The 23637-nt window shown below is 66.8% G+C and carries 20 protein-coding genes; 3 read left to right on the forward strand and 17 right to left on the reverse strand.

Annotated elements, in window-relative coordinates; translation table 11 throughout:
• Positions 1–39 precede the first annotated feature (39 nt).
• Positions 40–2316, forward strand: a complete 2277-nt coding sequence (gene fabD / locus DB31_RS00500) for an ACP S-malonyltransferase (protein ID WP_240486451.1) — start codon at positions 40–42, stop codon at positions 2314–2316.
• A 6-nt stretch (positions 2317–2322) separates the two neighbouring features.
• Here fabD and DB31_RS00505 read toward each other — a convergent pair whose 3' ends face one another.
• From DB31_RS00505 to DB31_RS00540, 8 genes are all read right to left on the reverse strand, one after another.
• Positions 2323–3039 carry a thioesterase II family protein gene (locus DB31_RS00505; protein WP_240486452.1) on the reverse strand — a complete coding sequence of 239 codons (717 nt, stop codon included), beginning with the start codon at positions 3037–3039 and terminating at the stop codon, positions 2323–2325.
• 113 nt (positions 3040–3152) lie between these two features.
• Positions 3153–4313 (reverse strand): outer membrane lipoprotein-sorting protein, encoded by a 1161-nt coding sequence (locus DB31_RS48470; RefSeq protein WP_157231696.1) that lies wholly within the window; start codon positions 4311–4313, stop codon positions 3153–3155.
• A 47-nt stretch (positions 4314–4360) separates the two neighbouring features.
• Entirely contained in the window at positions 4361–5584 is a 1224-nt protein-coding gene (locus DB31_RS00515) for an ABC transporter permease (RefSeq protein WP_169786994.1), read from the reverse strand.
• A 44-nt stretch (positions 5585–5628) separates the two neighbouring features.
• Positions 5629–6846, reverse strand: a complete 1218-nt coding sequence (locus DB31_RS00520; protein ID WP_044180584.1) for an ABC transporter permease — start codon at positions 6844–6846, stop codon at positions 5629–5631.
• Positions 6846–7601 carry an ABC transporter ATP-binding protein gene (locus DB31_RS00525; protein ID WP_240486453.1) on the reverse strand — a complete coding sequence of 252 codons (756 nt, stop codon included), beginning with the start codon at positions 7599–7601 and terminating at the stop codon, positions 6846–6848. The genes DB31_RS00520 and DB31_RS00525 overlap by 1 nt, the downstream gene beginning before the upstream one ends.
• 21 nt (positions 7602–7622) lie before the next feature.
• Positions 7623–8714: a hypothetical protein gene (locus tag DB31_RS00530; RefSeq protein WP_044180585.1), complete on the reverse strand. Its 1092-nt coding sequence runs from the start codon at positions 8712–8714 to the stop codon at positions 7623–7625.
• Positions 8715–8782: 68 nt separating this feature from the next.
• Positions 8783–9454: a YczE/YyaS/YitT family protein gene (locus tag DB31_RS00535; RefSeq protein ID WP_044180587.1), complete on the reverse strand. Its 672-nt coding sequence runs from the start codon at positions 9452–9454 to the stop codon at positions 8783–8785.
• Positions 9455–9546: 92 nt separating this feature from the next.
• Positions 9547–10770, reverse strand: a complete 1224-nt coding sequence (locus DB31_RS00540; protein ID WP_169786995.1) for an ABC1 kinase family protein — start codon at positions 10768–10770, stop codon at positions 9547–9549.
• Positions 10771–10960: 190 nt separating this feature from the next.
• On the opposite strand from DB31_RS00540, the gene DB31_RS00545 reads away from it, so the two are divergent.
• Positions 10961–12241 carry a hypothetical protein gene (locus tag DB31_RS00545; protein ID WP_157231698.1) on the forward strand — a complete coding sequence of 427 codons (1281 nt, stop codon included), beginning with the start codon at positions 10961–10963 and terminating at the stop codon, positions 12239–12241.
• A gap of 84 nt (positions 12242–12325) precedes the next feature.
• Here the strand turns inward: DB31_RS00545 and DB31_RS00550 are convergent, their stop codons facing one another.
• On the reverse strand, positions 12326–16207 hold the full coding sequence (locus tag DB31_RS00550; protein ID WP_044180590.1) for an amino acid adenylation domain-containing protein: 3882 nt from the start codon (positions 16205–16207) through the stop codon (positions 12326–12328).
• Positions 16208–16261: 54 nt separating this feature from the next.
• Positions 16262–16711, reverse strand: coding sequence for an SRPBCC domain-containing protein (locus DB31_RS00555; protein ID WP_044180591.1), 450 nt, complete (start codon positions 16709–16711; stop codon positions 16262–16264).
• Positions 16712–16888: 177 nt separating this feature from the next.
• Between DB31_RS00555 and DB31_RS00560 the strand changes: the two genes are divergently transcribed.
• Positions 16889–18211 carry an ABC1 kinase family protein gene (locus tag DB31_RS00560; RefSeq protein WP_044180602.1) on the forward strand — a complete coding sequence of 441 codons (1323 nt, stop codon included), beginning with the start codon at positions 16889–16891 and terminating at the stop codon, positions 18209–18211.
• A 70-nt stretch (positions 18212–18281) separates the two neighbouring features.
• Here DB31_RS00560 and DB31_RS00565 read toward each other — a convergent pair whose 3' ends face one another.
• From DB31_RS00565 to DB31_RS00595, 7 genes are all read right to left on the reverse strand, one after another.
• The gene (locus DB31_RS00565) at positions 18282–18893 is read right to left on the reverse strand and encodes a Coq4 family protein (protein WP_044180607.1); all 612 of its coding nucleotides are present in this window, start codon (positions 18891–18893) and stop codon (positions 18282–18284) included.
• Positions 18890–19807, reverse strand: coding sequence for an SDR family oxidoreductase (locus tag DB31_RS00570; RefSeq protein ID WP_044180608.1), 918 nt, complete (start codon positions 19805–19807; stop codon positions 18890–18892). The genes DB31_RS00565 and DB31_RS00570 overlap by 4 nt, the downstream gene beginning before the upstream one ends.
• Positions 19808–19826: 19 nt before the next feature.
• On the reverse strand, positions 19827–20486 hold the full coding sequence (locus tag DB31_RS00575; RefSeq protein ID WP_044180609.1) for a hypothetical protein: 660 nt from the start codon (positions 20484–20486) through the stop codon (positions 19827–19829).
• A 67-nt stretch (positions 20487–20553) separates the two neighbouring features.
• The gene (locus DB31_RS00580; protein WP_044180610.1) at positions 20554–21426 is read right to left on the reverse strand and encodes an SDR family oxidoreductase; all 873 of its coding nucleotides are present in this window, start codon (positions 21424–21426) and stop codon (positions 20554–20556) included.
• Positions 21427–21592: 166 nt separating this feature from the next.
• On the reverse strand, positions 21593–22300 hold the full coding sequence (locus DB31_RS00585; protein ID WP_052419606.1) for a Coq4 family protein: 708 nt from the start codon (positions 22298–22300) through the stop codon (positions 21593–21595).
• A gap of 146 nt (positions 22301–22446) precedes the next feature.
• Entirely contained in the window at positions 22447–23214 is a 768-nt protein-coding gene (locus tag DB31_RS00590) for a thioesterase II family protein (protein ID WP_044180612.1), read from the reverse strand.
• Between the two features lie 89 nt (positions 23215–23303).
• Positions 23304–23615: a hypothetical protein gene (locus DB31_RS00595; protein ID WP_044180614.1), complete on the reverse strand. Its 312-nt coding sequence runs from the start codon at positions 23613–23615 to the stop codon at positions 23304–23306.
• Positions 23616–23637 lie beyond the last annotated feature (22 nt).

The raw sequence follows: 23637 nt of genomic DNA on the forward strand, positions 1-23637 counted from the left end.
CCTCTTGGCCCACCTCGGGCCCGAAGGCAGGAGAAGCACTTGAGTCTCATCTTCGTCTTCCCAGGGCAGGGCTCTCAGCGCGTGGGCATGGGGGCGGATCTCTTCCCGGCCTTCCCCGAGCTGGTGGACAAGGCCAGCAACCTCCTTGGCTACTCGGTGCGCCAGCTGTGTCTGGAGGATCCGCAGGAGCGGCTGAACCAGACGCAGTTCACCCAGCCCGCGCTCTACGTGGTGAACGCGCTGAGCTACCTGGCGAAGGTGGAGCAGCTGCGGCGGAAGCCGGACTTCGTGGCCGGCCACAGCCTGGGCGAGTACGACGCGCTCTTCGCCTCGGGGGTGGTGGACTTCGAGACAGGGCTGCGGCTCGTCCAGCGCCGGGGCGAGCTGATGGCCCGTGCCACCGGAGGAGGCATGTGCGCCGTCGTCGGCCTGCCGCTGGAGGGGCTACAGGAGGTGCTCGCACGGGCCCCTGCGGTGGATGTCGCCAACCTCAACACCCCGCAGCAGACGGTCCTCGCTGGCCCCACCGCGGACCTGGAGGCCCTGCGCCAGCCGCTGCTCGACGCGGGCGCCCGCTCGGTGGTGCCGCTCAAGGTGAGCGCGCCCTTCCACTCGCGCTACATGGAGCCCGCGCGCCGCGAGTTCGCGGCCTTCCTTGAGGGCTTCCGCTTCGCGCCCCCGCGCCTCCCCGTCATCGCCAACGTGGACGCCCAGCCCTACACCGCTGCCAACACCCGCGACAACCTCGCTCGGCAGATCTCCAGCCCCGTCCGCTGGGTGGAGACGGTGCGCTACCTGATGCAGACCTCGGAGCGCCCCACCTTCGAGGAGGTGGGCCCAGGCACCGTGCTGGCGGGGCTCCTCAAGAAGATCCAGGCGGAGCTGCCCGCGCAGCCAGCGCCGCCAGCCGCCGCCAGCGCCCCGGCACGACAGGCTCCATCCTCCGCCTCGCCCTCGACAGGCCGGATCACCGCCGAGTCCCTGGGCAGCGCCGAGTTCCGGCGTGACCACGGCGTGCGCTACGCCTACGTGGCCGGCGCCATGTACAAGGGCATCGCCTCCGAGGCGCTCGTCATCCGCATGGGCAAGGCGGGCCTGCTCAGCTTCCTGGGCTCGGGCGGGCTGAAGCTGCAGCGCCTGGAGGAGGCCATCCGGAAGATCCAGGCGGAGCTGCCGCGAGGAGCTCCCTACGGGATGAACCTGCTGGCCAACCTGGAGCAGCCGGAGCAAGAGGACGCGGTGGTGGATCTGTTTCTCCGCTACGGCGTCACCCGCGTGGAGGCCGCGGCCTACATGCAGATCACCCCCAGCGTGGTGCGCTACCGCTGCCAGGGCCTGCGCCGCGCTCCGGACGGCTCCATCGTCGCGGAGAACAAGGTGCTCGCCAAGGTCTCCCGCCCGGAGGTGGCCGAGGCCTTCCTCAGCCCCGCTCCTGAGCGGCTCCTGAAGAAGCTGGTGGAGACGGGCCGGATCACCGCCGAGCAGGCGGCCTTGGCGCGGGACTTCCCCATGTGCGACGACCTGTGCGCGGAGGCGGACTCAGGCGGGCATACGGATCAGGGCGTGGCCTTTACGATGGTGCCCGCCATGCTGCTGCTGCGAGACGAGGTGTCGCGCCGCCACGGCTACCGGAAGCGGATCCGCGTGGGCGCCGCAGGCGGGATTGGCACGCCGCACGCGGCCGCCGCGGCCTTCATCCTGGGGGCCGACTTCGTGCTCTCCGGCAGCATCAACCAGTGCACGGTGGAGGCTGGCACCAGCGACATCGTCCGCGACATGCTCCAGCAGGCGGACATCCAGGACACGGAGATGGCGCCCGCGGGCGACATGTTCGAGCTGGGCGCCAAGGTGCAGGTCTTCAGCAAGGGCCTCTTCTTCGCGGCCCGGGCCAACAAGCTCTATGAGCTGTACCGCCGCTACAACTCCCTGGAGGAGATCGACGAGAAGACGCGCGAGCAGATCCAGACGCGCTACTTCAAGCGCAGCTTCGACGAGGTGTGGCGCGAGACGCGGGACTACTACCAGCGCGTGCACCCACACGCGCTCGAGAAGGCGGAGAAGAGCCCCAAGCACCGCATGGCGCTCATCTTCAAGTGGTACTTCGTCCACTCCACCCGGCTGGCCACCCGAGGCGTGGCGGATCAGAAGGTCGACTTCCAGATCCAGTGCGGCCCGGCCATGGGCGCCTTCAACCGCTACGTGAAGGGCACGCCGCTGGAGTCCTGGCGCAACCGCCACGTGGACACCGTGGCCGAGATGATGATGACGCACGCCGCGGAGCACCTGCAGCAGCGGTTCACGGCGCTGCAGGGGTAGCCCCGCTCAGGGCACCAGGAAGGGGATGAGCTGCTCCGAGAGGCCCCGGAGCAGCGCCTCCCGGGCGCCGCCCTTCTCGTTGAGATAGAAGTGGCCGCCGGGGAACATCTGCCGGGAGAAGGCTGCCGCGGTGTGCTGGCGCCAGGCCTCCAGTTCCTCCGGACGCGCGCGTGCGTCCTCCACGCCACCCAAGGTGGAGATGGGGCAGTCGAGCGGCGCCTCCCGCACGTGCGTATAGCTCTCCAGCACCGCGAAGTCCCCCCGCAGGCTGGGCAGGTACAGCTGCAGCAGCTCCGGCTCCGCCAAGATGGCGCGCGGGAAGCCGTTGTAGCGCTGCACCATCTCGCGGATGAACTGCTCTTGCGGCAGCGCGTGGATTGGGGGATCGGCGTGCTGCAAGTGCGGCGCGTGGCGCCCCGAGACGAGCAGGTGTGCGGGCTGGCGTCCATGGTTGCGGCGCAGCTCACGGGCCGTCTCGAAGGCCACCAGCGCCCCCATGCTGTGCCCGAAGAAGGCCAGGGGGCCCTCCACGTGCCGGGCCAGGAGGGGCGCCAGCGCCTGGACGATCGCCGTCATTGAGGTGAAGGGCGGCTCACGGATGCGCGACTCGCGCCCTGGCAGCCGCACGAGCACCACCTCTACCCCGGGGGGCAGCAGATCCGCCCACCCGTGGTACACGGTCGTCCCCGCCCCCGCGTACGAGAAGCAGACCAACCGCACCATTGCCCCGGGGTCTGGCCGCGGACGCACCAACCACCGCCCTACCCACTCACGTTCATCCACCATCTGTTGCGTCTCGCGGAAAGAGCCCTGGCTCCAGGCGGGGGGAAGCGGACCTAGAAGTTCGTGGTCCGCTCCAGGTTGCGCACATCGAAGATGCCCTGCGGCACGTCCGCGCCGAACTTGATGTCGGTCAGCACCAGCTCCGTCCGGCTGCCCTGCTTCAGCTTGTCCTCCAGGATGACGCGCTGGGGGTAGAAGCGATCACCGATCTTCACGACATCCACCATCCGCATCACCTTCAGCAGCTTGCCCGTGTTGGCGTAGCGCTCCTCCTTCAGGGGCAACAGCGTCCGCTTGGAGATCCACTGCCGGATCTCCGGGTAGGCGACGCCCTGGTTCTTGGCCTTCAGGTACACGACGTAGGCGTCCTCTCCGTCCACCTTCTCGGAAGGCTTCAGCTCGCCGTTGTAGCTGTCGAGCACCTTCTTGTTCTCCGCCATATCCTCATAGGAGAAGTCCGAGCCCATCATCGACTGGCGGAGCATGTGCCCCGACAGCTTCACCGTCTTCTCTGTCCGCGGGAAGTACGTCCACAGCTGCCCTTGCAGCTTGAGGAAGCGGCTCCCCTTATCCCGATCCGGCTTCAGGAAGATGATGAAGGAGTCCGTCTGGCCGCGGGAGAAGAGCTTCAGCTCCTTCTCGCGCGTCTCGCTCGGCGTCACGATGATCATCTTCGCGGTCGCCGAGCGCGTCTCGAAGGTCAGTTGCCCGTCCATACGCCGGAGGATCTCCTCCACCGAGGTCAACTCTTCGACGAGCGCGGCGGTCCCCTGTGCAGCCAGCGCAGTCCCCTGGGGTGCAGCCGGGGGGGGGCCCTGCACGGCCGGAACGGGGGCCTGTGCAACAGCCGGAGCGGGGGGCTGTGCGGCCGGCGGCTGTGCGGCAGCCGGAGCGGGGGGCTGTGCGGCCGGCGGCTGTGCAGCCGGGGCGGGGGCCTGTGCAACCGGGGGAGTGCCTGCGGAGGTCTTGGCAGGAGTCTGCGCAGTCTTGGCAGGCGCAGCCGGAGCTTTGGCAGGAGTCTGCGCGGTCTTGGCAGGCGCAGCCGGAGCCTTGGCAGGCACAGCCGGAGCCTTGGCAGGCGCGGCCGGAGCCTGGGCTTGCTCGGCCGCCTGGATCGGGGTGCCCCCCAGCAGGAAGGTCAGCCCCAGCAGCGCCGCCGTGAGGGTCCGTACGCCCTTGCGTGAAGCGTTCTCGCTGTTCGTTATGTTCGACATGATCCACCTCGACGCGGCACCGTGGCCGCGATTCAAAAGTCGGCTGACTAGCCCTTCACCATCGCATCCTGAGGCGTCATCGACAGCGTCTTGAGCACGGGGAGAATCATGCCCAGGATGCCCAGCAGCACGCCCATGACGACCGCCGTCACCACGGCGCCCACGGTGAAGTCTCCCCGCAACACCGAGACGGCCAGGGCAACCCCCTGCACCTTGTCCGAGGACACGGTGAGCCCCACCGTCTGCAGGTACCACCCGAGTGGAATGGCGAACACCAGCCCCGCCATGCTGCCCAGGAACCCGTACAGCGCCGCCTCGTAGAGGAACGAGGTGACAATGCCCCGGCGAGACATCCCCAGCGCCATCAACACCCCCACCTCCTTGCGGCGCTCCAGCACGGACACCATCATCATGTTCAAGATGCCCAAGCCGGCCACGAAGCAGACGATGAAGGAGACACCCTGCCGGATGCCCTGCAGCATTTGGTAGATGCTCAGCAGGAACGGATCGTCCTGCCACGTCCGGATCGCTGTGCTCTCCCCCAGAATCCCACTGGCGCGGATGCGCTCCGCCAGCGGCCCCGCCTGATCGTACCGGGTGCCATACAGAACGATCTTCGTAGCGCCATCTTCCATGCCCAGAAACTCCTGTGCCGCTTGGACGGGCATGTAGAGCGCTCTATTCGCGGCCGCGTTGCCAAGGTCGAAGATCCCCGCCAGCTGGAAGTCATCCGCGGTGAAGCTGTCGTATGCGTCCTTACCCAGGAGGGTTACCTTGTCGCCGAGCTTGAGGCCTAGCTCGTCCACCAAGGTCTTGCCCAGCAAGATGGCCTTCTGCCCCGGCTGGAGGTAGCTGCCCGCGACGATGTTGTGGGGCAGGCCCGAGCGCTGGCCGAACACCTCCACGTCCACGCCCGTGGCGCGCACGGACTTGTTCTTCTGGCCACTCTCCACCAGCACGCCAAAGTCGATGCGCGGAGCGGCCGCTTCCACGCCCTCCACCTTGAGCAGCTGCTGCTTCAGCTCGGAGGTGCCGGGCACAAAGTACTTGAGGGGATTGAACCGGCTCTTGGCGAAGTAGTCCTTCTGGGCCACCACCAGCTCCCCGGACTCGCCTACCATCTCCAGAAAGATCTGCTTCTCCACCCCGCCTGCCAGGGTGATGCCTCCCACGATGAAGGTGACGGCGAGGGCGATGGCCGCCAGCGCCAGCGCGGCACGGGTCCGCTGGCGGAAGATGTTCTTGAAACCCAATCGAAGCAGATAGAGCACGGAAGGTTCCTCTCTCAGGGACGAAGACGGGCACCCCACCTGGGTCAGCGCTTCATCGCCTCCATGGGGCTGAGCCGCGAGAACTTGATGGCCGGGTACAGCGCCGCGAGCGCGGCGACGATGAGGCCGGTCGCGAAGGCGGAGGCCACCCGGGAGAACGACAAGTCCACGTAGAGCATGGTGCTCATCGACACGCTGAAGTTGCTGGAGGCCGCCATCTGGGAGATGTCGACGCCTTTGCTCATGCCCTGGATGACAGCGCAGCCCAGCAGCGAGCCCCCCAGCGCGCCCATCAGGCCGATCACCGCCGCCTCCACCATCAGCATCGCGGCCACGCGCTCGGTCTGCAGGCCCAGCGCGCGGTAGGTGCCGATCTCCCGGAGCCGCTCGAAGGCGCTCATCACCAAGGTGTTGGCGATGCTGCTGGCCGCCACCAGCATGATCACCAGCACGAGCGCGTCGAGCGACTGGCGCTTGCTCTGGTTGACGCCGAGCACCGGGGCAGCACGCTCCTTCCACGTCTGCATGACGAGCCCCTGGCCTCCCAGCAGCGCCGCATGGCGCGCCTGCAGGTCCATGGCCATGGCGTCGCGGGGCAGCAGGCCCACCACCTCGGAGACGGCGTCCTGCGCGTCCATCAACTGCTGGGCCTTCTTCAACGGGAGGAAGAAGGTGGAGGTGTCCACGGCGGCATTGGAGCTTCGGATGATGCCAGCCACCACGAACTCCTCCGCCGTATAGGCCCCGAACCGGGTGCGCGCCAGCAGCGTCGCGGAGGAGCCGGGCTCCAGCTTGAGTGCCTCGGCCAGCCCTGCGCCCACCCACACAGGCGTCTGCTCCGGCGGCACCGGCGCCGAGCGGATGACGGGGAGTTCGAACGCGGCCAGGTAGGTCTCCGGCTCGATGCCCACTGCCCGGGCGTGCAGCCCGTCCGTGCCGTTGCTCAGCTCCGCCGGGAAGGACAGGCGCGGATGGAGCTGAACGCCCGAGGTCTCTCCCAGCGGCGCCTTCACCTTCTCCCACCCCTCCACCAGGGGCCCCTGCTCGTTCTCTTCCTCCGCCTCCAGATAGCCCTTGGACATGATCCGGAAGTGCCCCGTGTCCGAGCGGATCTGCCCGCGGATGACGGAGCTGTCCAGCGCGTCCACGAAGGACAACCCGAGGAGCATCATGAACACGCCCACGAAGACGGACACTGCCGTCAGAAGCGAGCGGCGGGCCTTGCGGAACGTGTTCTTCAGCGCGATTCGCAGGAGGAACATTACCCACGCTCCTCGATGCCGATGACCTTGCCGTCGCGCAGCCTCACCAGCCGGGTGGCGTACTCCATCACCAGCGGATCATGGGACGAGAAGATGAAGGTGGTGCCGAAGGAGGCGTTCAGCTCCTTCATCAGGCCGAGAATCTCGCGAGCGGTGTGGCTGTCCAGGTTGGCCGTGGGCTCGTCGGCCAGCAGCACCGCGGGCTTCTTCACCAGCGCCCGGGCAATGGCCACGCGCTGCTGCTGCCCGCCCGACAGCTGCCGCGGGAGCCGGTGCGCCAGGTGCTTGAGCCCTACCCGCTCCAGCACCGGGTCGACGAGCTCCGCGATCTGCGTCCGCGACAGGCCGCCTTTGATCTGCAGGGGCAGCTGCACGTTCTCATGCACGGTCAGCACCGGGATGAGGTTGAACTCCTGGAAGATGAAGCCAATGCGCTCCTTGCGGAACTCCGTCATCTGCCGGGCATTGAGCGTGCTGAGATCCACTCCATCCACGATGACCTTGCCGGACGAGGGCGCGTCGATGGCGCCAATCAGGTTCAGGCACGTGGACTTGCCCGAGCCGGACGGGCCGGTCAGCGCCAGGAAGGCCCCCTTGGGGATCACCAGATCGACTCCGTCCACCGCCTTCACCATCGCCTCCCCAGAGCCGTAGGAGCGCGTGGTCTGCTGGAGCTGCACGATGGCCGACTGGCTCATGGGAGCCGAAGTGGCACCGGCCGGGACATTCACCTGGGACGTGACATTCTGACTCATGTGTGCGTTGACTCCTGAGGGCTAGAACCGCCAGTCGACATAGAGCTCGACCGTGCGTGTCGACAGCGCGCTGCCCAACGGGTGCCCTTCGCCGGGCTTGAACTCGCCCGGCCCCTGAAGGCCTCCCATCAGCAGTCCCCGGAGTGACACCTCCAGGTTGTCGAAGAAGTACCGGCCCACCCCCAACGACACGAGCCCAGTGCGGTCCTCGAGGTTGCCGATGAATGCCAGCGAGACGTAGGTCACCTCGTCGGTGGAGAGGTTGCCTGTCAGCGACACGTACTGGCGCCCCAGAAAGCTGCGCCGGCCCGCGGCGAGGGCCTCGTAGTCATAGTCGGACAGGCCGGCGCCGCCGGAGCTGTCCCGGTAGTACTGCGCGGAGAACGTCAGGCTTTGGAGGACGGGGAAGGAGTAGTCGGCCCCCACCACCACCCGGTAGGAGACCTTGCCTTCCTGGGGCAGGTGGACCGCCCCCTCCAACCAATAGCCCACCTCCAGGTCGCCCTTGATGTCCACGCCGAGCACCTGCTCGTCCCGGCGCCGATCATCCACGGCCACCACCGCCATGCCCGTCCCCCCCAACAGCCACTCGGCTCGCAGCAGGGACAGGGCCTTGTTCTGAGGAAAGGCCACGGCGCCAATCACCCGCGCGGTGGGGGACAGCGAGATGGAGGCGCGGGCAGTGTCCACGCCGCGCTTCTGCACCGCGAAGTTCAACGGGGTGTTGAGATCCACCAGATCGATGGGGTTCCAGATCATCGCGGACCCCATGTTGATGGCTTGCCGGCCGATGCGCAGATCCCACTTCTCGAAGTGGTAGTCGATATAGGCCCGGTCCACCAGCAGCACCTCGGCGTTGCCGGCCCGGCCCGCCGCCCCCAGCAGCCGCTGAGCGTTGAGCGTCACCACAGCGGCCATGTCCTCGCTCACGTTCACCGTGAACTCGGGGCGGATGTTGAGCTCGTAGCTGTAGTTGTCCTTGTCCAGCGGGCTGAAGACGTACAGCCGGTTGCGGACGCTGCCGCCGACGGAGGCAGACACCTCCGCCCGAGCCGCCGTTCCCAACAGCAGGAACAGCAGCCCGCTCCACACGACACCGCTCCCCTTCAACATATCCACACAACCTTCTGGATCATGAACGGCTCACTACGCTGGCACAGCCCAGCACATCCACCAAGCTTTCAGCTGGCCGGGCTCTGCACGCGTGCTTGCTTCAGCCCGTAGTCCTCCAGGCGCAAGTAGCTGGTGTTGATCCAGATGAGCGGCTGGATGAGCCACCCCACGAACGCCAGGAAGAAGATCGTTCCAATACCAATTGGCCCTCCAAGTACCCACCCAGCAGCCAGCAGCAGCACCTCCATGACGCCCTTGCAGAGCCAGAAGGGCAGCTTCCACCTGCGCACCATCGTCAAGGCCACCAGATCCATGGCCCGGATCCCGATGCCGCTCATGATGATCAACGAGGAGCCATAGGCGCACAGCACCACGCCCGCCAGCATCATCGGGAACGGGCTGAGCCCCACGAAGCGCTCCACGAAGTGCAGGTTCATCCACAGATCGATGAGGCTGCCGCAAAAGAAGAAGGTGAAGAAGGGGGACAGCGGGGGCCTCGTCCGGTTCCAGAGCCCGTAGACCAGCAGGCACAGCGCCGCGAAGCCTCCTTGCGCCAGCCCCACCGTGAGCGGCAGGTGCTTGACCAGGCCCAGCGCCATGACGTCGAGCGGGTCCGTCCCCAGGTTCGACGCGATGAAGAACGCCGCTCCCATCGAGAATGTCACGCAGCCGAACAAGTACAGCACGTACTGGTCGCGTCCGAGCCCCAACAGCCATTTCCAGATTTTCTCGAAAAACAAGCTTACCCCCAAGTCGCAGGCTCCTCTGTCTAACACAGGAATCCAGGTTTTTTGCAATATTCTGGTTCCGAGGAGGAGTCGGCAGGAGGGGCTCAGGCGGCGAAGGTCTTGGCGAGCTGCTGAGCCCGGACGAGCCCCATGATGAAGGGGATGGCGAAGTTGAGGGGGTGGACGTCCGGCGCGAGCTGGCGGGACAGGCCGAAGAGCGTCACCACGGCGCGCTCGACGCAGTACCACCCCTCCGGATACTGGAGCGCCTTGAGCAGGTCGCGCATCTCGCTGGCCTTCACGCCAATCTCCTCGGGCTTGCCAGGCTCGGTGCCGGGGGTCTTGCGCAGCTCCTCCACCACGCGCTTGAAGTAGCCGCGGATCACCCGCTCGAGCACCTCGCGCTTGCCCGCCTTGCTCATGAAGCCAATGGTCTCCACGCCGCGGATGACGAGCTCTTCATCCCGCGTGGCCACCCCGGTCAGCACCTGCTGCAACCCCTCGACGATGTGCGGCGCGGGCTCGGTGACCGTACCGAAGTCCAGCAGCACCAGGCGTGGGCCGGTGGGCCCCGGCTGCACGAAGAAGTTCCCGGGGTGCGGGTCCGCCTGGAAGAAGCGGTTCAGGAAGAACTGCTTGCAGAAGAGGCTGACCAGCCGGGTGGCCAGCGCCTTGCCGTCGATGCCGGCCGCCGCGAGCTCCTCCCGGCGCGTCATCTTGATGCCCTGCACGTAGCTCATCACCAGCACCTTCTCCGAGGTGAAGTCCCAGTACACCTGGGGGAAGCTCACGTCGGGCTCGCCGGCGAACTCCTGGGCCATGCGCTCCATGGCCCGTGCCTCGTGACGGAAGTCGGTCTCGCTGCGCAACAGCGCCTCGAGCTGCACCATCACCCGCTCCAGCGAGGCGACGGGGAAGAACAGGCGCGACATCTTCAGCGAGTGCCGCATCATCGCCATGTCCACCTTCAGCAGGCGGTGCGAGGTGGGGTAGAGGATCTTGACGGCAACCTCCTCCCCCGTCTTCAGCGTGGCGCGGTGCACCTGCGCCAGCGAGGCGGCGGCGATAGGTTGCTCCTCAAAGCGAGCGAACACCTCGTGGGGGCGCTTCCCCACCGCCCCCACGAAGGTGCGCTCCATCTCCGAGAAGGGATGCGGAGGCACCTGATCTTGCAGATCCTCCAGTTCCTCCATGTATGCGGCGGGAAGCACGTTGCCCATCAGCGAGGCCAGCTGCCCGAACTTGATGTAGACGCCGCGGAGCTTCTCGATGCCGTGGTAGACGCGCCGCGCATTGGTGCGGTGCACACGCTCCCTGCGTTCCTTCATGCGCTCTTTGCCGAGCAGCTTTTCCAGGCTTACCTGGATCAAGTAGCTCAACATGATGGTATAGTAGAGAACCGAAGCGCGACCGAGCCTTGTCAATATCCACATGGGGGGGCCTTTGGTGTTGGGGGCGCTTCATAACACCTCTTGCAGGCCTCTTTCACCTGCCCCCTCCCCCACTCATATGACCACCATGAGCACAGCCCCCGCCAATTCCTCCGCAGATCTGATCCACGGAGGGACGACTGATACGAAATACCAGACGCCGCAGCGGCGCCTGATGGAGCAGGCCTTCAACCGCGCATTGCAGGCAGGTAAGCGGCTGGTCGTGCGCATCGAGGCCCCCTGGTCTGACGAGTGCGTCACCTACGAGGAGAGCCTCCCCCAGCACGGCGCGCGGCTCAATGAGCTGCTGTCCAAGGTGGAGTCGCTGGTGCTCAACGAGGCCGACTTCGATCGCGCGCATGGAGTGGACTACCTGCCCTCGGAGATGCTGCACTTCCAGACCGTCTACTTCTGTGATCCGGCCACCCGCACCTGGGCCATCGTCCCACACGTGACGAGCGCGCAGCTCTTCACCCAGTACCTCACCCTGTGGCTGGAGCGGCCCCAGTTCCCCCAGACGCTCCAGCAGCTGGCGCTCGAGGCCACCACGCCGGAGACGGCGGTGGGCATCCCCTTCAAGCACCTGGTGGAAACGGCCATCCAGACGGCCGGCTACAGCCTCAGCTTCGAGGAGACGCGGGCACTCGTGGAGAAGCTCCGGGAGAAGAAGGCGAAGCAGCCGGACCTCTTCCAAGGCATTGATCTCGACGCCCTGTACATGCGGGGAAGCCAGAACCAGATCAGCGCGGGGCGCATCACCTACGAGGAGCTGTCCGCAAAGGATCCGCAGCTGGGCAAGCGCATGTTCGACTCGCTGGAGAACATGATCGAGGCGCGCCTGTACAACGTGATCGGCGTGCTGCTCCGCAAGCAAGGGCTGGAGGCAGCGGCGCGCCAGGTGCCCGCGCTGCTCGAGACGGTCCACAAGGACATGGCGGCCAAGGGGCTCACCCACGAGGGCGAGGTGGCGGACACCGGCATCGTCCGGGCGAAGAACGAGGCGGCCTTCAAGGTGCTCGAGGCCCGCGCGGGGTTGATCACCCGCGAGCAGGCGGTGAAGTTCAACGAGCAGCTCATCGCGCAGAACGTGCCCTTCTACTTCCGCGAGTCGGTGCCCCACATCTTCGTGGCGCTCGGGGACTACGCGACGGCCGCCTCCCTCATTGAGGCGACCCTGCCAGAGTGGGGCATGTTCTACGACGGCCTCATCGCGCACATGCGCTCGCAGACGAAGTCCAAGGACAGCAAGGACGAGAAGATGGTGCAGATGTTCGGCAACAAGCTGGCCATCTTCGAGAAGCTGAAGGTCCGCGTGATCAACGCGCGCAGGGCCCGGGCCGAGAGCCTGAGGAAGCTCGCCTCCTCCTGAGCCGCCGGAGTCGAGAGGGCCCCTGACGTTGGGGGCCCTCTGCAGGGAAGGCTCCCAGGCCCGGGAAGACGGGTGGCCGGGGCCTCAGCGGCCGCGCAGGGCCTCCTTCACGTGCTCCGCCATCGTGAGCGCGAAGGGGCGCCGCGGCAGGCTGAAGTGGTTGGCTCCCGGCACATCCCTCGTCACCACCTCTCCCTTGAGGTAGGAGCGCCATCCCAGGATGTCGTCGCCGTAGTTATCGGTGAGCATTGTGGGCACCGTGGAGCGCACGAAGAGGACCCGCCCATCGTAGGGCTGGGCTTGGTAGCGCTCCCACACCGCCACGTGGTGCCGTACCAGCTTCTTGAGGTTCTCCATCTCTGGCTGCCGCGTGCTGAGCAGGGGCGACTGCTCATCCAGGATCTGCCCCAGCACGGAGTTGCGCTTGGCGAAGGCCAGCAGGCGCCGCTCCATCCAGTCAGAGAAGCCCGACGCCTTCTCGCCCCGCTTCGCCCGCTCCGCGCGCCGTGAGGCGAGCCGCACGAACATGTCGTCCATCGCATACGGGGCGAAGCCGCCCCAGATCTCGATGAAGCTGCGGATCTTGCGGTACATCAGCCGCAAGGGGCTGTGGCCGCTCCAGCGATCATTGGCGAAGGGGGCATCCAGCAGCGCCAGCAGCTCCACCTTCTGCGAGGCGGCGCGAAGCTGCTGCGCCATCTCGAAGGCCACCATGCCGCCGAAGCAGTAGCCGCCCAGGTAATACGGCCCCTCGGGCTGGACGGTGCGAATGGCCTGGACGTAGCTCGCCGCCATATCGCGCACGTCCGCTTGGGTCTTGCTCAGATCGGTGATGGCGGGATCCTGGATCGCGTAGACGGGCCGCTCCTTGCCCACCTGCTGCGCGAAGTCGACCAGGGCAAACGCCACTCCACCCGCGCCGTGCACGCAGAAGAAGGGCGAGCCATTGCCCGCCTTCTGGATGGGGACGAGCGCGCTGGCGGAGGCTCCCGCGGGGACGATGTCCGCCCGCGCGCTCACGAGCAGAGCCAGCGTGGCCGCCGTGGGAGCCTCGAAGAAGCCCATCAGCGGGAAAGTACAGCCGAAGGTGTCCTGGACCTCTTTGATCAAGGTGATGGCGGACAGAGAGTTGCCACCCAGCTCGAAGTAGTTGTCCCCCACACCCACCGGGCGAAGGCTCAGCTGGGCCTCCAACATCTGGACGATCTTCCGCTCCACGTCATTGCGCGGGGCCACGTACGGCTCGGCCATCTCGGGGCGCACGGCCTCGGGCGGAGGCAGGGCCTTGCGGTCGAGCTTGCCGTTGGGCGTCAGTGGCAGCGTGTCGAGCACGATGAAGTGGGAGGGGACCATGTGCGCCGGCAGCCTCGCGCCCACCCACTCCCTCAACATGGAGGGCAGCTTGCCTGTGGAGAGGGCCCGCTTGGGGAAGCGGCAGTACTGCTCGGGCGCACCCAGCGTCCCGTATCGGTCCGGACGGAAGGAGGACGGAACCTGGCCCGCCTTCTCCCGGTAGAACTGCGCGTCGAAGCCACCGGGCGCATCGCCCACAGACCAGCAGATCGCCACACGCCACCCGTGACGGGCGGCCAGCTCGCGCACCGCCTCCGGGTGCAGCCCCGGCTGGCCCTGGGCCTCCTGGGGCAGGCGCGCATTGGGAATCCCGCGCACGAGGAAGGCGGGCTCGGAGGACTCCTTCGCCAGCTTCTCCAGCGCGGCCATGTCCACGGGCTGGGTGGCCCAGTCGCGCACCGGCTGCTGCGCGAGGAAGGCGGGCTGGGACTGAACCTGGAGGAAGGCGTCGTAGCGGAAGCGGGTGAACTCGTTCTCGCTGCGGCCCTCGCGCAGCTCCACGCGCACGCGATCCACCTGCGGGAACGTCCCCGCCAGAGCGTGGAAGAACTCGGGGCTGATCACCAGCTCCTTCTCGTTGAGCAGCGCCACCTCCAGCCTGCGCGCCAGCTCCTCCTGGGAGAACGGCTTGGCGGCGCGGTGCCGCAGGATGTCCGCGTGGAACACCTCCTGGAGGTGCGCGTTGCGGATGTCGCCCATGAAGAGCACGCCGCCGGGAGCCAGCAAGTCCAGCGCCTGGCGAATGACGGACAGGAAGTACTCGGCGTCCGGGAAGTACTGCACCACCGAGTTGAGGATCACGAGGTCATACTCGTGGCTCCCCAGGCCGGACAGCTGGTTGGCCTCGCGCTGGAGCACGCGGGCGTTGCTCAGCCCCTCCTTCTCAAAGCGGGCCTGCAGGTGATCCACGGCGCTCTGAGAGAAGTCCAAGCCGGTGTACTGCTCACAGCGCTTGCTGAGCGGCAACGCCAGGAGTCCCAGGCCGCTGCCGATCTCCAGGACGCGGCGCGGGGAGAGCGCGAACAGCCGCTGGAGCGTGGTATCGGCCCACTCCCGCATCTCCGCTTCCGGCACCAACTGGCCCGTGTAGCTGCTGCGGTAGCCGGCGAACGGGTTGTCGCGGCTCTCGATGACGGCCTGCCGGCCGCCGCCCTCGTGCAGGTAGGCCTCGTTGAACAACCCCTGCCAGTCTGTGGACTCCGCGCGGCCCACCACCTCCGCGGGCACCACGTAGCAGATCAGCCGCGAATCCTGGTTCGCGTCCTCGTCCTTGATGACCACGGCTTCGGAGACGGCCGGGTGCTGGCGCAGCGTGTTCTCGATCTCGCCAGGCTCGATGCGGTAGCCGCGGATCTTCACCTGGTGATCCACGCGCCCCAGGTACTCGAGGTTGCCGTCCGCGTGCATGCGGACGCGATCCCCGGTCCGGTACCAGCCCTGCACGAACTTCTCCTGGTTGAGCTCCGGCCGGTTGAGGTAGCCACGGGCCACCCCCACCCCACCGATCCACAGCTCCCCCACCTCGCCAGCCGGCACGGGCTGGCCCGACTCATCGGCGACCTTCAGCTCGGTGTTGTCGATCGGCTTGCCAATCAGCATCGCCTCAGAGTGGAGATCCACCAGCCACCCGGTGGAGTAGATGGTGGTCTCGGTGGGGCCGTACCAGTTCCAAACGCGCTTGCCGCGGGACAGCAGCTGCTCGGCCAGCTCGCGAGAGAGAGGCTCGCCGCCAGTGCAGATGGTGAGGTTGGAGCGGCTCTTCCACCCGAGCTTGAGCAGCATCTTCCAGCCCGAGGCCGTGGACTGCGCGTAGGTGGCCGAGCTGCGCTCCAGGAGCGCGGCGAACCGCTCCCCATCCTTGAGCTCGTTGCGATCGGCCACCCACGTGGTGCCGCCCACCAGCAGCGCCAGGTGCAGCTCCGCCGCCGCGATGTCGAAGCAGATCGACGCGGTGGCCAGATAGGTATCCGTGGGCCCCATGCCCGTCAGCCGGTGGACGGAGAGCAGCAGGTTGGTGAGGGAGCGGTGCTCGATCTGCGCCCCCTTGGGCCTGCCCGTGGAGCCCGACGTGTAGAGCACGTAGGCGCGATCCGTGGGCCGCGGGCCGTCCTGCCGGGACACGGGCGGCGCCGCGGCGATGGCGGCGGCATCCCGATCGACGCAGATGGCCTCCGTGCCATCTCCGAGCAGCTCGCCCAGCAGCGCCTCCTCGGTGATGACCAGCCGGATCCCCGCGTCCTTCCAGATGTAGCGCAGGTGCTCCGGCGGGTAGTCCGGATCCATGGGCACGTACGAGCCCCCGGACAGCATCACGCCCAGGGTGGCGGCCACCATGTCGTTGGAGCGGCGCAGCAGGATGCCCACGGGCGTCTCGCGAGTGACGCCACGGGACCGGAGGTAGCCCGCCAGCCGGCAGACCCGCTCCCTCAGCTCCGCATACGTCCACGCGCGCGACCCGTCCCGGAGAGCGCAGTCCTGGGGCGTCCGCTCCGCCTGCTCACAGAACAGATCACACGCCGTCCGCTGAAGACGGGAGTGCTCCTCCGGCCCAAATGCCGACTGCGCGGCCACCACCGACGAGCTCACCTGCCGAGCAACACTGGTTCCCTGCATGACAGACCTGATCCCTTTGAAATGAAGTCGATGGGGCAGAAGCAGCGGCTGGGCTCAGCCCGCCGCGCGAGCGGCACCCTCGGCCCGAGCCTTGAGCGCCTGGTTCATCGCCTCGAAGCTCTTGCGGGCGCCCTCTTGAACCTGCGCGCCCATGAGCGCCGAGAGCGGGCCGGTGAAGATCTCACGGTTGACGAACACCGCCTCACGGGCGCCCTTCGGCTCCACCGTGCAGCTGTGCCGGCTGACCAGCAACCAGCCATTCAACACCTTACTCTCCCACTCCAGCTCGCGGCCCGGCGTCACCTGGACGATCTTCGGCCGAAAGCTCCGCACCGTCCGGGGATCCATCTGCACGGTGATCTCCAACGGCTTGCCCACCACCATCTCTCCCTGGGCCTGGCGCAGGAAAGGGTTCCACTCGGCGAACGCCTTGAAATCCGTCAGGATGCTCCAGACCTGCTCGGCCGGTGCCTGGATATGGATCTCGGTGCGAATCTCTTTCACGAGGAACTCCTAAAGAGGGGCAGTTCGAACCAACGGCCCGTCATATATCCCGTCCCCCTGGACTCATGCAAACCTGGAAAGGCTCGCATCTCCGGAGAGCCTCTCGCCGTGGTTTGCGCGCCCGTGATAGCGTGTTGATCAGTCCCCAAGAGGGGACAACCTTTTCACGGAGAAACAATGTCGGACGAAGGTGAGATCCCCCGCGGCAAGATGCGTCGGCTCGGGCGCATGCTGACGCTTCCAGGACGTGCAGGCACGCAGCTGGTCTCGGCAGGCCTGCAGAAAGTGCTCGGCAAAGCAGTGGACCCGGGCCGCGCCGCCGCCTCGCGAGTGATGGAAGTGCTTGGGGAGATGAAGGGCATCCCCGTCAAGGCCGGCCAGCTGATGACCCTCTTTGGCGACAACCTGCCCGAGGAGGCCCGCAAGACGCTGGGCCAGCTGTTCGCCAAGACCCCCACGCTGCCTTTTCCGCAGGTGCGCCACGCCCTGGAGACCGAGCTGGGCAAGTCCCTGAGCGAGGTCTTCGAATCCTTCGAAGAGACGCCCTGCGCTGGTGCCTCGCTCGGCCAGGTGCACCGCGCCCGGCTGCACTCCGGCGAGAAGGTGGCCGTCAAGGTCCAATACCCCGGCATCGCTGGCGCCATGCAGGAGGATCTCGAGCTGATCCGGCCCATCGTGAAGACCCTGGGCATGGCCGGCAGCCTCCTCGACACGAAAGAATACTACGAGGAGATGAAGCGCGATCTGGCCGACGAGCTCAACTACAAGCAGGAGCTGGCCAGCCTCGAGCAGTTCCGCACCTACCTGTCCCACTGGCCTGAGCTGGTGGTGCCGCGCAGCTTCCCCGAGTTCAGCACCAGCCGGGTGCTGGTGCTCGAGTGGCTCGAGGGGCCCACCCTGCACTCCTGGCTGGAGTCGCCTCACCCCGAGAGCGAGCGCCTCGCCCTGGCCGAGAAGCTGGTGCGCGCCGTCTACGGCCCCTTCCTGCTCCACCGCGTGGTGCACGGCGACACCCACCCCGGCAACTTCCTGGTGCTGGAGGGCGGCAAGCTGGGCGTGCTCGACTTCGGCGCCATCAAGCCCCTCTCCGAGCCCTTCTGGCATGCCGTGGTCTCCGTCATGCAGGGCATGCTGGAGAATCGCAAGGTGGACATCGTCCCCCTGGTGCGGCAGGCCGGCTTCCGCCTCGACATGCCCGAGGAGCGCGCGCGCACCCTCGTCGAGCGCATCCACGAGCTCATCTCCAGCCCCTTCAAGGGGCCCTATGACTTCGGCAGTGATCAGCTCATCGCCGGCTTCACGGAGCTCAAGAAGAAGTACCCGCTGGATCTGCTCCGCGTCAGGCCTCCGGCGGAGGGGCTGCTCTTCTACCGGGCCATTGGCGGGCTGAGCCAGAACCTGCGCCGCCTCCAGATCAAGGGCGACTTCCGCCCCTTCTTCCGCGAGGCGCTCGCCGCTCCCCACCACGTCGAACTGGCACGCGCGCGCCGCTTGGGCTGAGCGGAGGACGGTGGGGACGGGCCCCTGACGCCAGGGCCTGAGGGATTGGAGCCACTGACGCCCGGTGGCTTCAGTCCTCCACCAGCGGAACGATCCCGAACTGCTGCCGGAGCTTTTTCAGATCCTCCCCCAGCATGTTCTCCAAGGGCTGCTCGATCAGGCAGACCGCCTTCCTGCCCTGCTCAAGCCCCCACTCCTCGGCGTGACGCAGCCGAGCTCTGCGGCTGGGGTTGACGACCGCGTAGGCTCTCCTGGCGAAGCGGTACACCCGGCTGCCGGTCTCGGAATATCCCTGCGAATGATAGAAGGCATAGGTCCCGAGCTCTCCGACCGTCGTCGCGTCGCACCCCAGGAGGGTATGGAACATGTCGTGCGTTCTCGTCACCCGGGTGGAGAGAGGGAACCGGGCGTAGAGCCCGGCCAGTTGAGGCGTCAGATTGACGGTCCCGAGGTTGTAGCGCCGCATGAAGTCGGAATACGCGCGGCCAAAAGTCCCCTTCGGCATGGCCGCCAATTCGGCCATGTCCACGCGTTTCAAATTGAGATCCATGAAGCCTTTGACCCTCTCACGGATGACGGGGTTCTCATGAGGCTCGGACGCCACAGCCTTGAGCACGGCGACATCTCCCATGCGCTTCTCGTGCAGTGCCAAGATCATCGCCGCGAGGACATCCACCTTCATCTGGGCTCTCCTGTGCTCACTTTCACCCTCTCCATCGCCGAGGGTGACATGCTCACTCCCGTCACACGCTCCGAGTACTCCCAGAGCTTGCGCGCTGTCTCGACATCGTACGAGCTCTTGCTCGAGCGCTCTTCCTGGCACTTGCGCCAGATCCCGCCAAAGTACTTGCCGCTCACGCCCTCCAGCTCCGGGGCTGACGCGGCCCAGACCTGCGTCACCGCGCCTTCCTCGGGCGTCAGAAACCCGAGCGACCTGACCGCCATGAGCATCGCCACGGCCGGCAGCAGGAAGACCGCGCCGGAGTTGGCGTTGATGCTGGTGGCGGCCGCCCCGGGATGGACGCAGTTGGCCGTCACGCCAGTTCCCTCCAGCCGCCGTGCCAGCTCGTAGGTGAACAGGACGTTGCACAGCTTGGAATGGGCGTACGACTTGAGCATGCTGTAGCCGCGCTCAAGCTGGAGATTGTCGAAGTCCAGGGCGTACTGCCCGTGCTTATAGGACGAGACGTTGACGATGCGGGAAGGAGCCCCCGCCCGGAGCGCCTCCAGCAATTGGAGCGTCAGGGCGAAGTGGCCCAGGTGGTTCACGCCCAACACCATCTCGAACCCGTCCACCGTCGTCCGCCGCTCGGGCAGCGCCAGGCCAGCGTTGTTGACCAGCGCATGGAGCCGGTCATACCGCGCGCTGAACTGCTCGACGAAGGAGCGGATGGAGGCCAGCGAGGCGAGATCGCAGAGCATCAGCTCCACCTCCCTGTTTCCAGAGCGGCCCCGCACCTCGTCCCGCGCGGCCTCACCTCGGGCCTTGTCACGGCACACCATCACCACCCGGGCCCCTTGCCGCGCCAACGCCAACGCCGTCGCGCGCCCCAGCCCCGCATTGGCCCCCGTGATCAAACAAATCTTGTCTTGCATCCCAGCCCCCACAAACGGCCTACCGGAAGAGGCTCGCGATCGCCGCTGGCAGCCCCGTGGGGCTCGCCCGGAAGTAGATGTCCAGGTGATCGTCATCCGTCCGGACGGCCCGCAGCCCCACAACGGGGTTGATCGTCGCCAGGAAGCGGCGGATGCCCGGGTTGTTGGCAAAGTCAGGGCTCTTCAACAAGTCGAAGCACACCCGATCATCTTGGGCCTCGACCAGGGTGGGGGGGCGCTCGGGCAGGTGCACCAGCAGGTTGGCCGGCTTGGTGAAGTCGAGCTCCCCCGACTTGATCTTCGCGATGACCGGAGAGGTGCCGTCACCCTCGTCGAGGATCTCGGCCTTCATCTCCGAGACACGGAACTCCAAGCGCACCTCGTCCTTGTTGATGCGCAGATCATCCAGCGCGACCACGAGCGAAGCGCGGAGCAGCGAGGAGCCCAGGGCATCGAGTGTCGTGGTGAGCTTCAATCCCGGGGGCGCGGGCGAGATGATGACGTCCTTCTTGTGCCCCTGCCCCGAGACGAACGTACGGGCCAGGTAGCGCGGCACGGCCAGGGGGATGCCCAGCCGCAGCTTCATCATCCCTCGGATGGCCCGGGGAACCTCTTCTGGGTGCTCCTTGAGATACTCCTTCACCGCGAGGAAGAGCGTTTTGGCGTTCGGCTTGCTCATGGCTTGTGGCGACTTCCCTTCAGGCAATGGGTGACGGTGCGGAGCCCAGGCCCCGGCCTCGGCGGGCTCAGGGCAGGGACACGCCGGTGAGCTGTTCGGACTCCTGCCATAGCTTGAGCGCCAGCGCCTCATCGTACGTAGCGGGGCTGGAGCGCTCCTCCTGGCATTTGCGGAAGACGCCTCCAAAGTACTTCCCGCTCACCCCGTCGAGCTCCGGCGCGCTCGCGGCCCAGATCTGGGTGTGGGCGCCCCACTCGGGGGTGGCCAGGCCGAACGCCCGCAGCGTCAGGGCCAGCCCAATGAAGGGGAGCATGGCAATGGAGCCGGAGTTGCTCCCCATGCTGGTCGCGGCCCCTCCCGGGTGCACACAGTTGGTGGTCACCTTCGTGCCACGCAGGCGGCGCGCAAGCTCGTAGGTGAAGAGCACATTGCACAGCTTCGACCGGGAGTACGCCTTCATCATGCCGTAGCCGCGCTCCAGCTGGAGATCATTGAAGTCCAGCGGGTACTGGCCGTGCTTGAAGGAAGAGACGTTGACGATGCGGGAGGGCTGGCCGGCCTTGAGCGCGTCCAGCAGCAGCAGCGTCAGCGCGAAGTGGCCCAGGTGGTTGACCCCGAAGACCATCTCGAAGCCGTCCCCCGTCTGGGCCCGCTTGGGGAGCGTGACGCCGGCATTGTTCACGAGGACATGCAGCTGGGAGTACTTCGCCTTGAACTGCTCGACGAAGGAGCGAATCGAGGCGAGCGAAGCCAGATCGCAGAGCATCAGCTCCACCGCGTCGTTGCCCGTCCGGCCCCGGATCTCGTCCCGGGCTGCCGCTCCCCGCTCGCGGTCGCGGCTCATCACCACCACCGTGGCGCCCTTCGCCGCGAGCGCCATCGCCGTGGCCCGCCCCAATCCGGCGTTCGCCCCGGTGACAATACACACTTTGCCTTCCATGATTCTGGAGTCCTAGGAGTCTGGTAGGGGGTCAGGCGTCCAAGGAGACCAGCCGATCTGGTGCATTGCGCGTCTGTGCGCGTCCCCGGCACCACCTTGGGCTCGGGGGAGGCCAGATCGATGATCCAGTCGCCTCCCCCTCGCTACTGAATCCGGAACACAATGATCAGGCGTAGATGCTGGGGCCCGTGCCGTGGCGCCAGAACTGCGGCTTGATATCGGGGATGCCCAGCTCGCGGCGAACATCGTCGATGGGACGCTCCCACATGTCCTCGAACTTCAGATCGCACATGAACCGGACGGTCTTGCCCAGCTTGAAGCCCAAGTCCCAGCCCGCCTGCAGCTCCTTGGCCCGATCCGGCTTGAGCAGCTTGTAGACGTGGAAGCCCGCCTTGAACAACGGGACGATCTCGGGCGGCAGGCTGCAGTTCTGCGCCTCGGCGAACGCCGTCACGCTGTACTCACCCGGCATGGTCGTTTCGAAGCCCAGCAGCAGGTGATACATGTCGTGCATGGCCGTGAAGCGCACGGCGAAGGTGTTGCGCTTGAACACCTCCTGCAGGTAGTGGTCGTCGTCGCTGATCTCGAAGGGGTTCAGCTTGTTGTCGTCGAGGAACCGCATGTACTCGCGGCCGAGCGTCCCGTCGGGCATCTGGCGCAGCGCACCCCGGTCCACCTTCGGCAGGTAGCCCCGCACTGCCTCCAGGCGCTTCTGGATCTCCGGGGGGCCGATGTAGTCCATGGCGTCCAGCTTGTAGATCTGGAAGTCACCAAAGCGGCTTGGATCATTCGATGTCTGGAGCGCAAGCAAGAGCGACTTCGGCCGAATGGTCCGGCGCGGCAACAATGAACGATTCTCCAAGATCGACAGCATGGCGACTCCTCACTTTCACGTGAGCCCAGAGGGCAGCTTCCGCCCTGGGCTACGGACAATACAGAGTGTACAGATTAAACGGGATTTTGCATGACCTTGTCAAGAAAACGACGGGTGAGTGGCCTTTCGGGAAGCGGCAGGAGCCGTCAGGTGCCCTGCGCCCCCCCCGAAAGCGCTCGGATCAGCTCATCCGCATAGCGAGGCCCTTCCTGGAACAGGAAGAAGTGGCCGCCTGGGAAGACTCTAGCGGAGAACACCTGCTGCGTCTCCTCGCGCCAGGCCTCCAGGGCTGGCTCGGGGGTGTCGGGGTCATCCTTCCCCCCCCAAGCGGTGAGGGGGCAGCCAAGGGGAGGCTCGGGGGTGTACCGGTAGCGCTCGAACATCGCGAAGTCGTTGCGAAGCACCGGGGTCAGCATTTCCATCATCTCTCGGTGGGCAAGCACCTCTGGAGGGCTGCCGCCGAGTTTGCGCACCTCCTCGCGGAAGGGCTCGTCGGGCAGCGCACTCAATGGACGCGGAATGGGGCGAACCCGAGGGGCGGGAGAACCCGAGACGATCAGGTGCGCGGGCCCTGGAAGCTGGAGCTGCCGTAGCCGCCGCGCCAGTTCGAAGGCCACCAGCGCTCCGAGGCTGTGCCCGAAGAGCGCCAGCGGGACATCCATCAGCGGGCGCAGCGCGGGGAGCAGCGCGTCGATCAGCGCAGTGGCGGAGTCAATCCGCTTGTCGCCCCAGCGGCTCCCGCGGCCCGGAGCATCCACCGCGCACAGCTCGACGTGAGGGGGCATCCGGGCAGCCCAGCTGTTGAAGGTAGCGGCACCGCCCCCCGCGTGGGGGAAACACACCACGCGCAAGGAGGCTCGGGCTTGGGGCCGGCGGAAGGGAAACCACCGCTGTGGCTGGGACGCAGTGCTCACGATGCAGGCTCCTGTTTCAGGCTCCTCCATACCATTGGATTCGTGAGTCTGTAGCGGGCTGTCCGTCATCCTGCGCGGCGCCCTGTGGATCAGCGGGAGTTCTTCAAGCTCCCCACCGTCAGCCCCGTCATCTGAGGTGCCACGCGGTTGATGCCATCCCCGGAGGAGCGCGCCAGCGTCTGCGCGGGAGCTCCCGCACGGGCCGGTGCTGTGCCCTTGCCGCCTGGAGAGCCCCGGAGCAGCTCGCGGACCCGGTTCCAGCGGGCCTTCTCGTCGGCCAGCAGGCGGGCCAGTTCGTCGCGCGCCGCCGGGTCCTGGAGCCCACTGGCCGCCGCCGCCACCTTGTCGAGGAACGGCATCAGGTAGCCAAAGTCCCTGTCGAACGCGTCCGGATTCGCCACATGCACCTCCACCGGGAAAACG

It is taken from the genome of Hyalangium minutum (assembly GCF_000737315.1).
Lineage (GTDB): Bacteria > Myxococcota > Myxococcia > Myxococcales > Myxococcaceae > Hyalangium > Hyalangium minutum.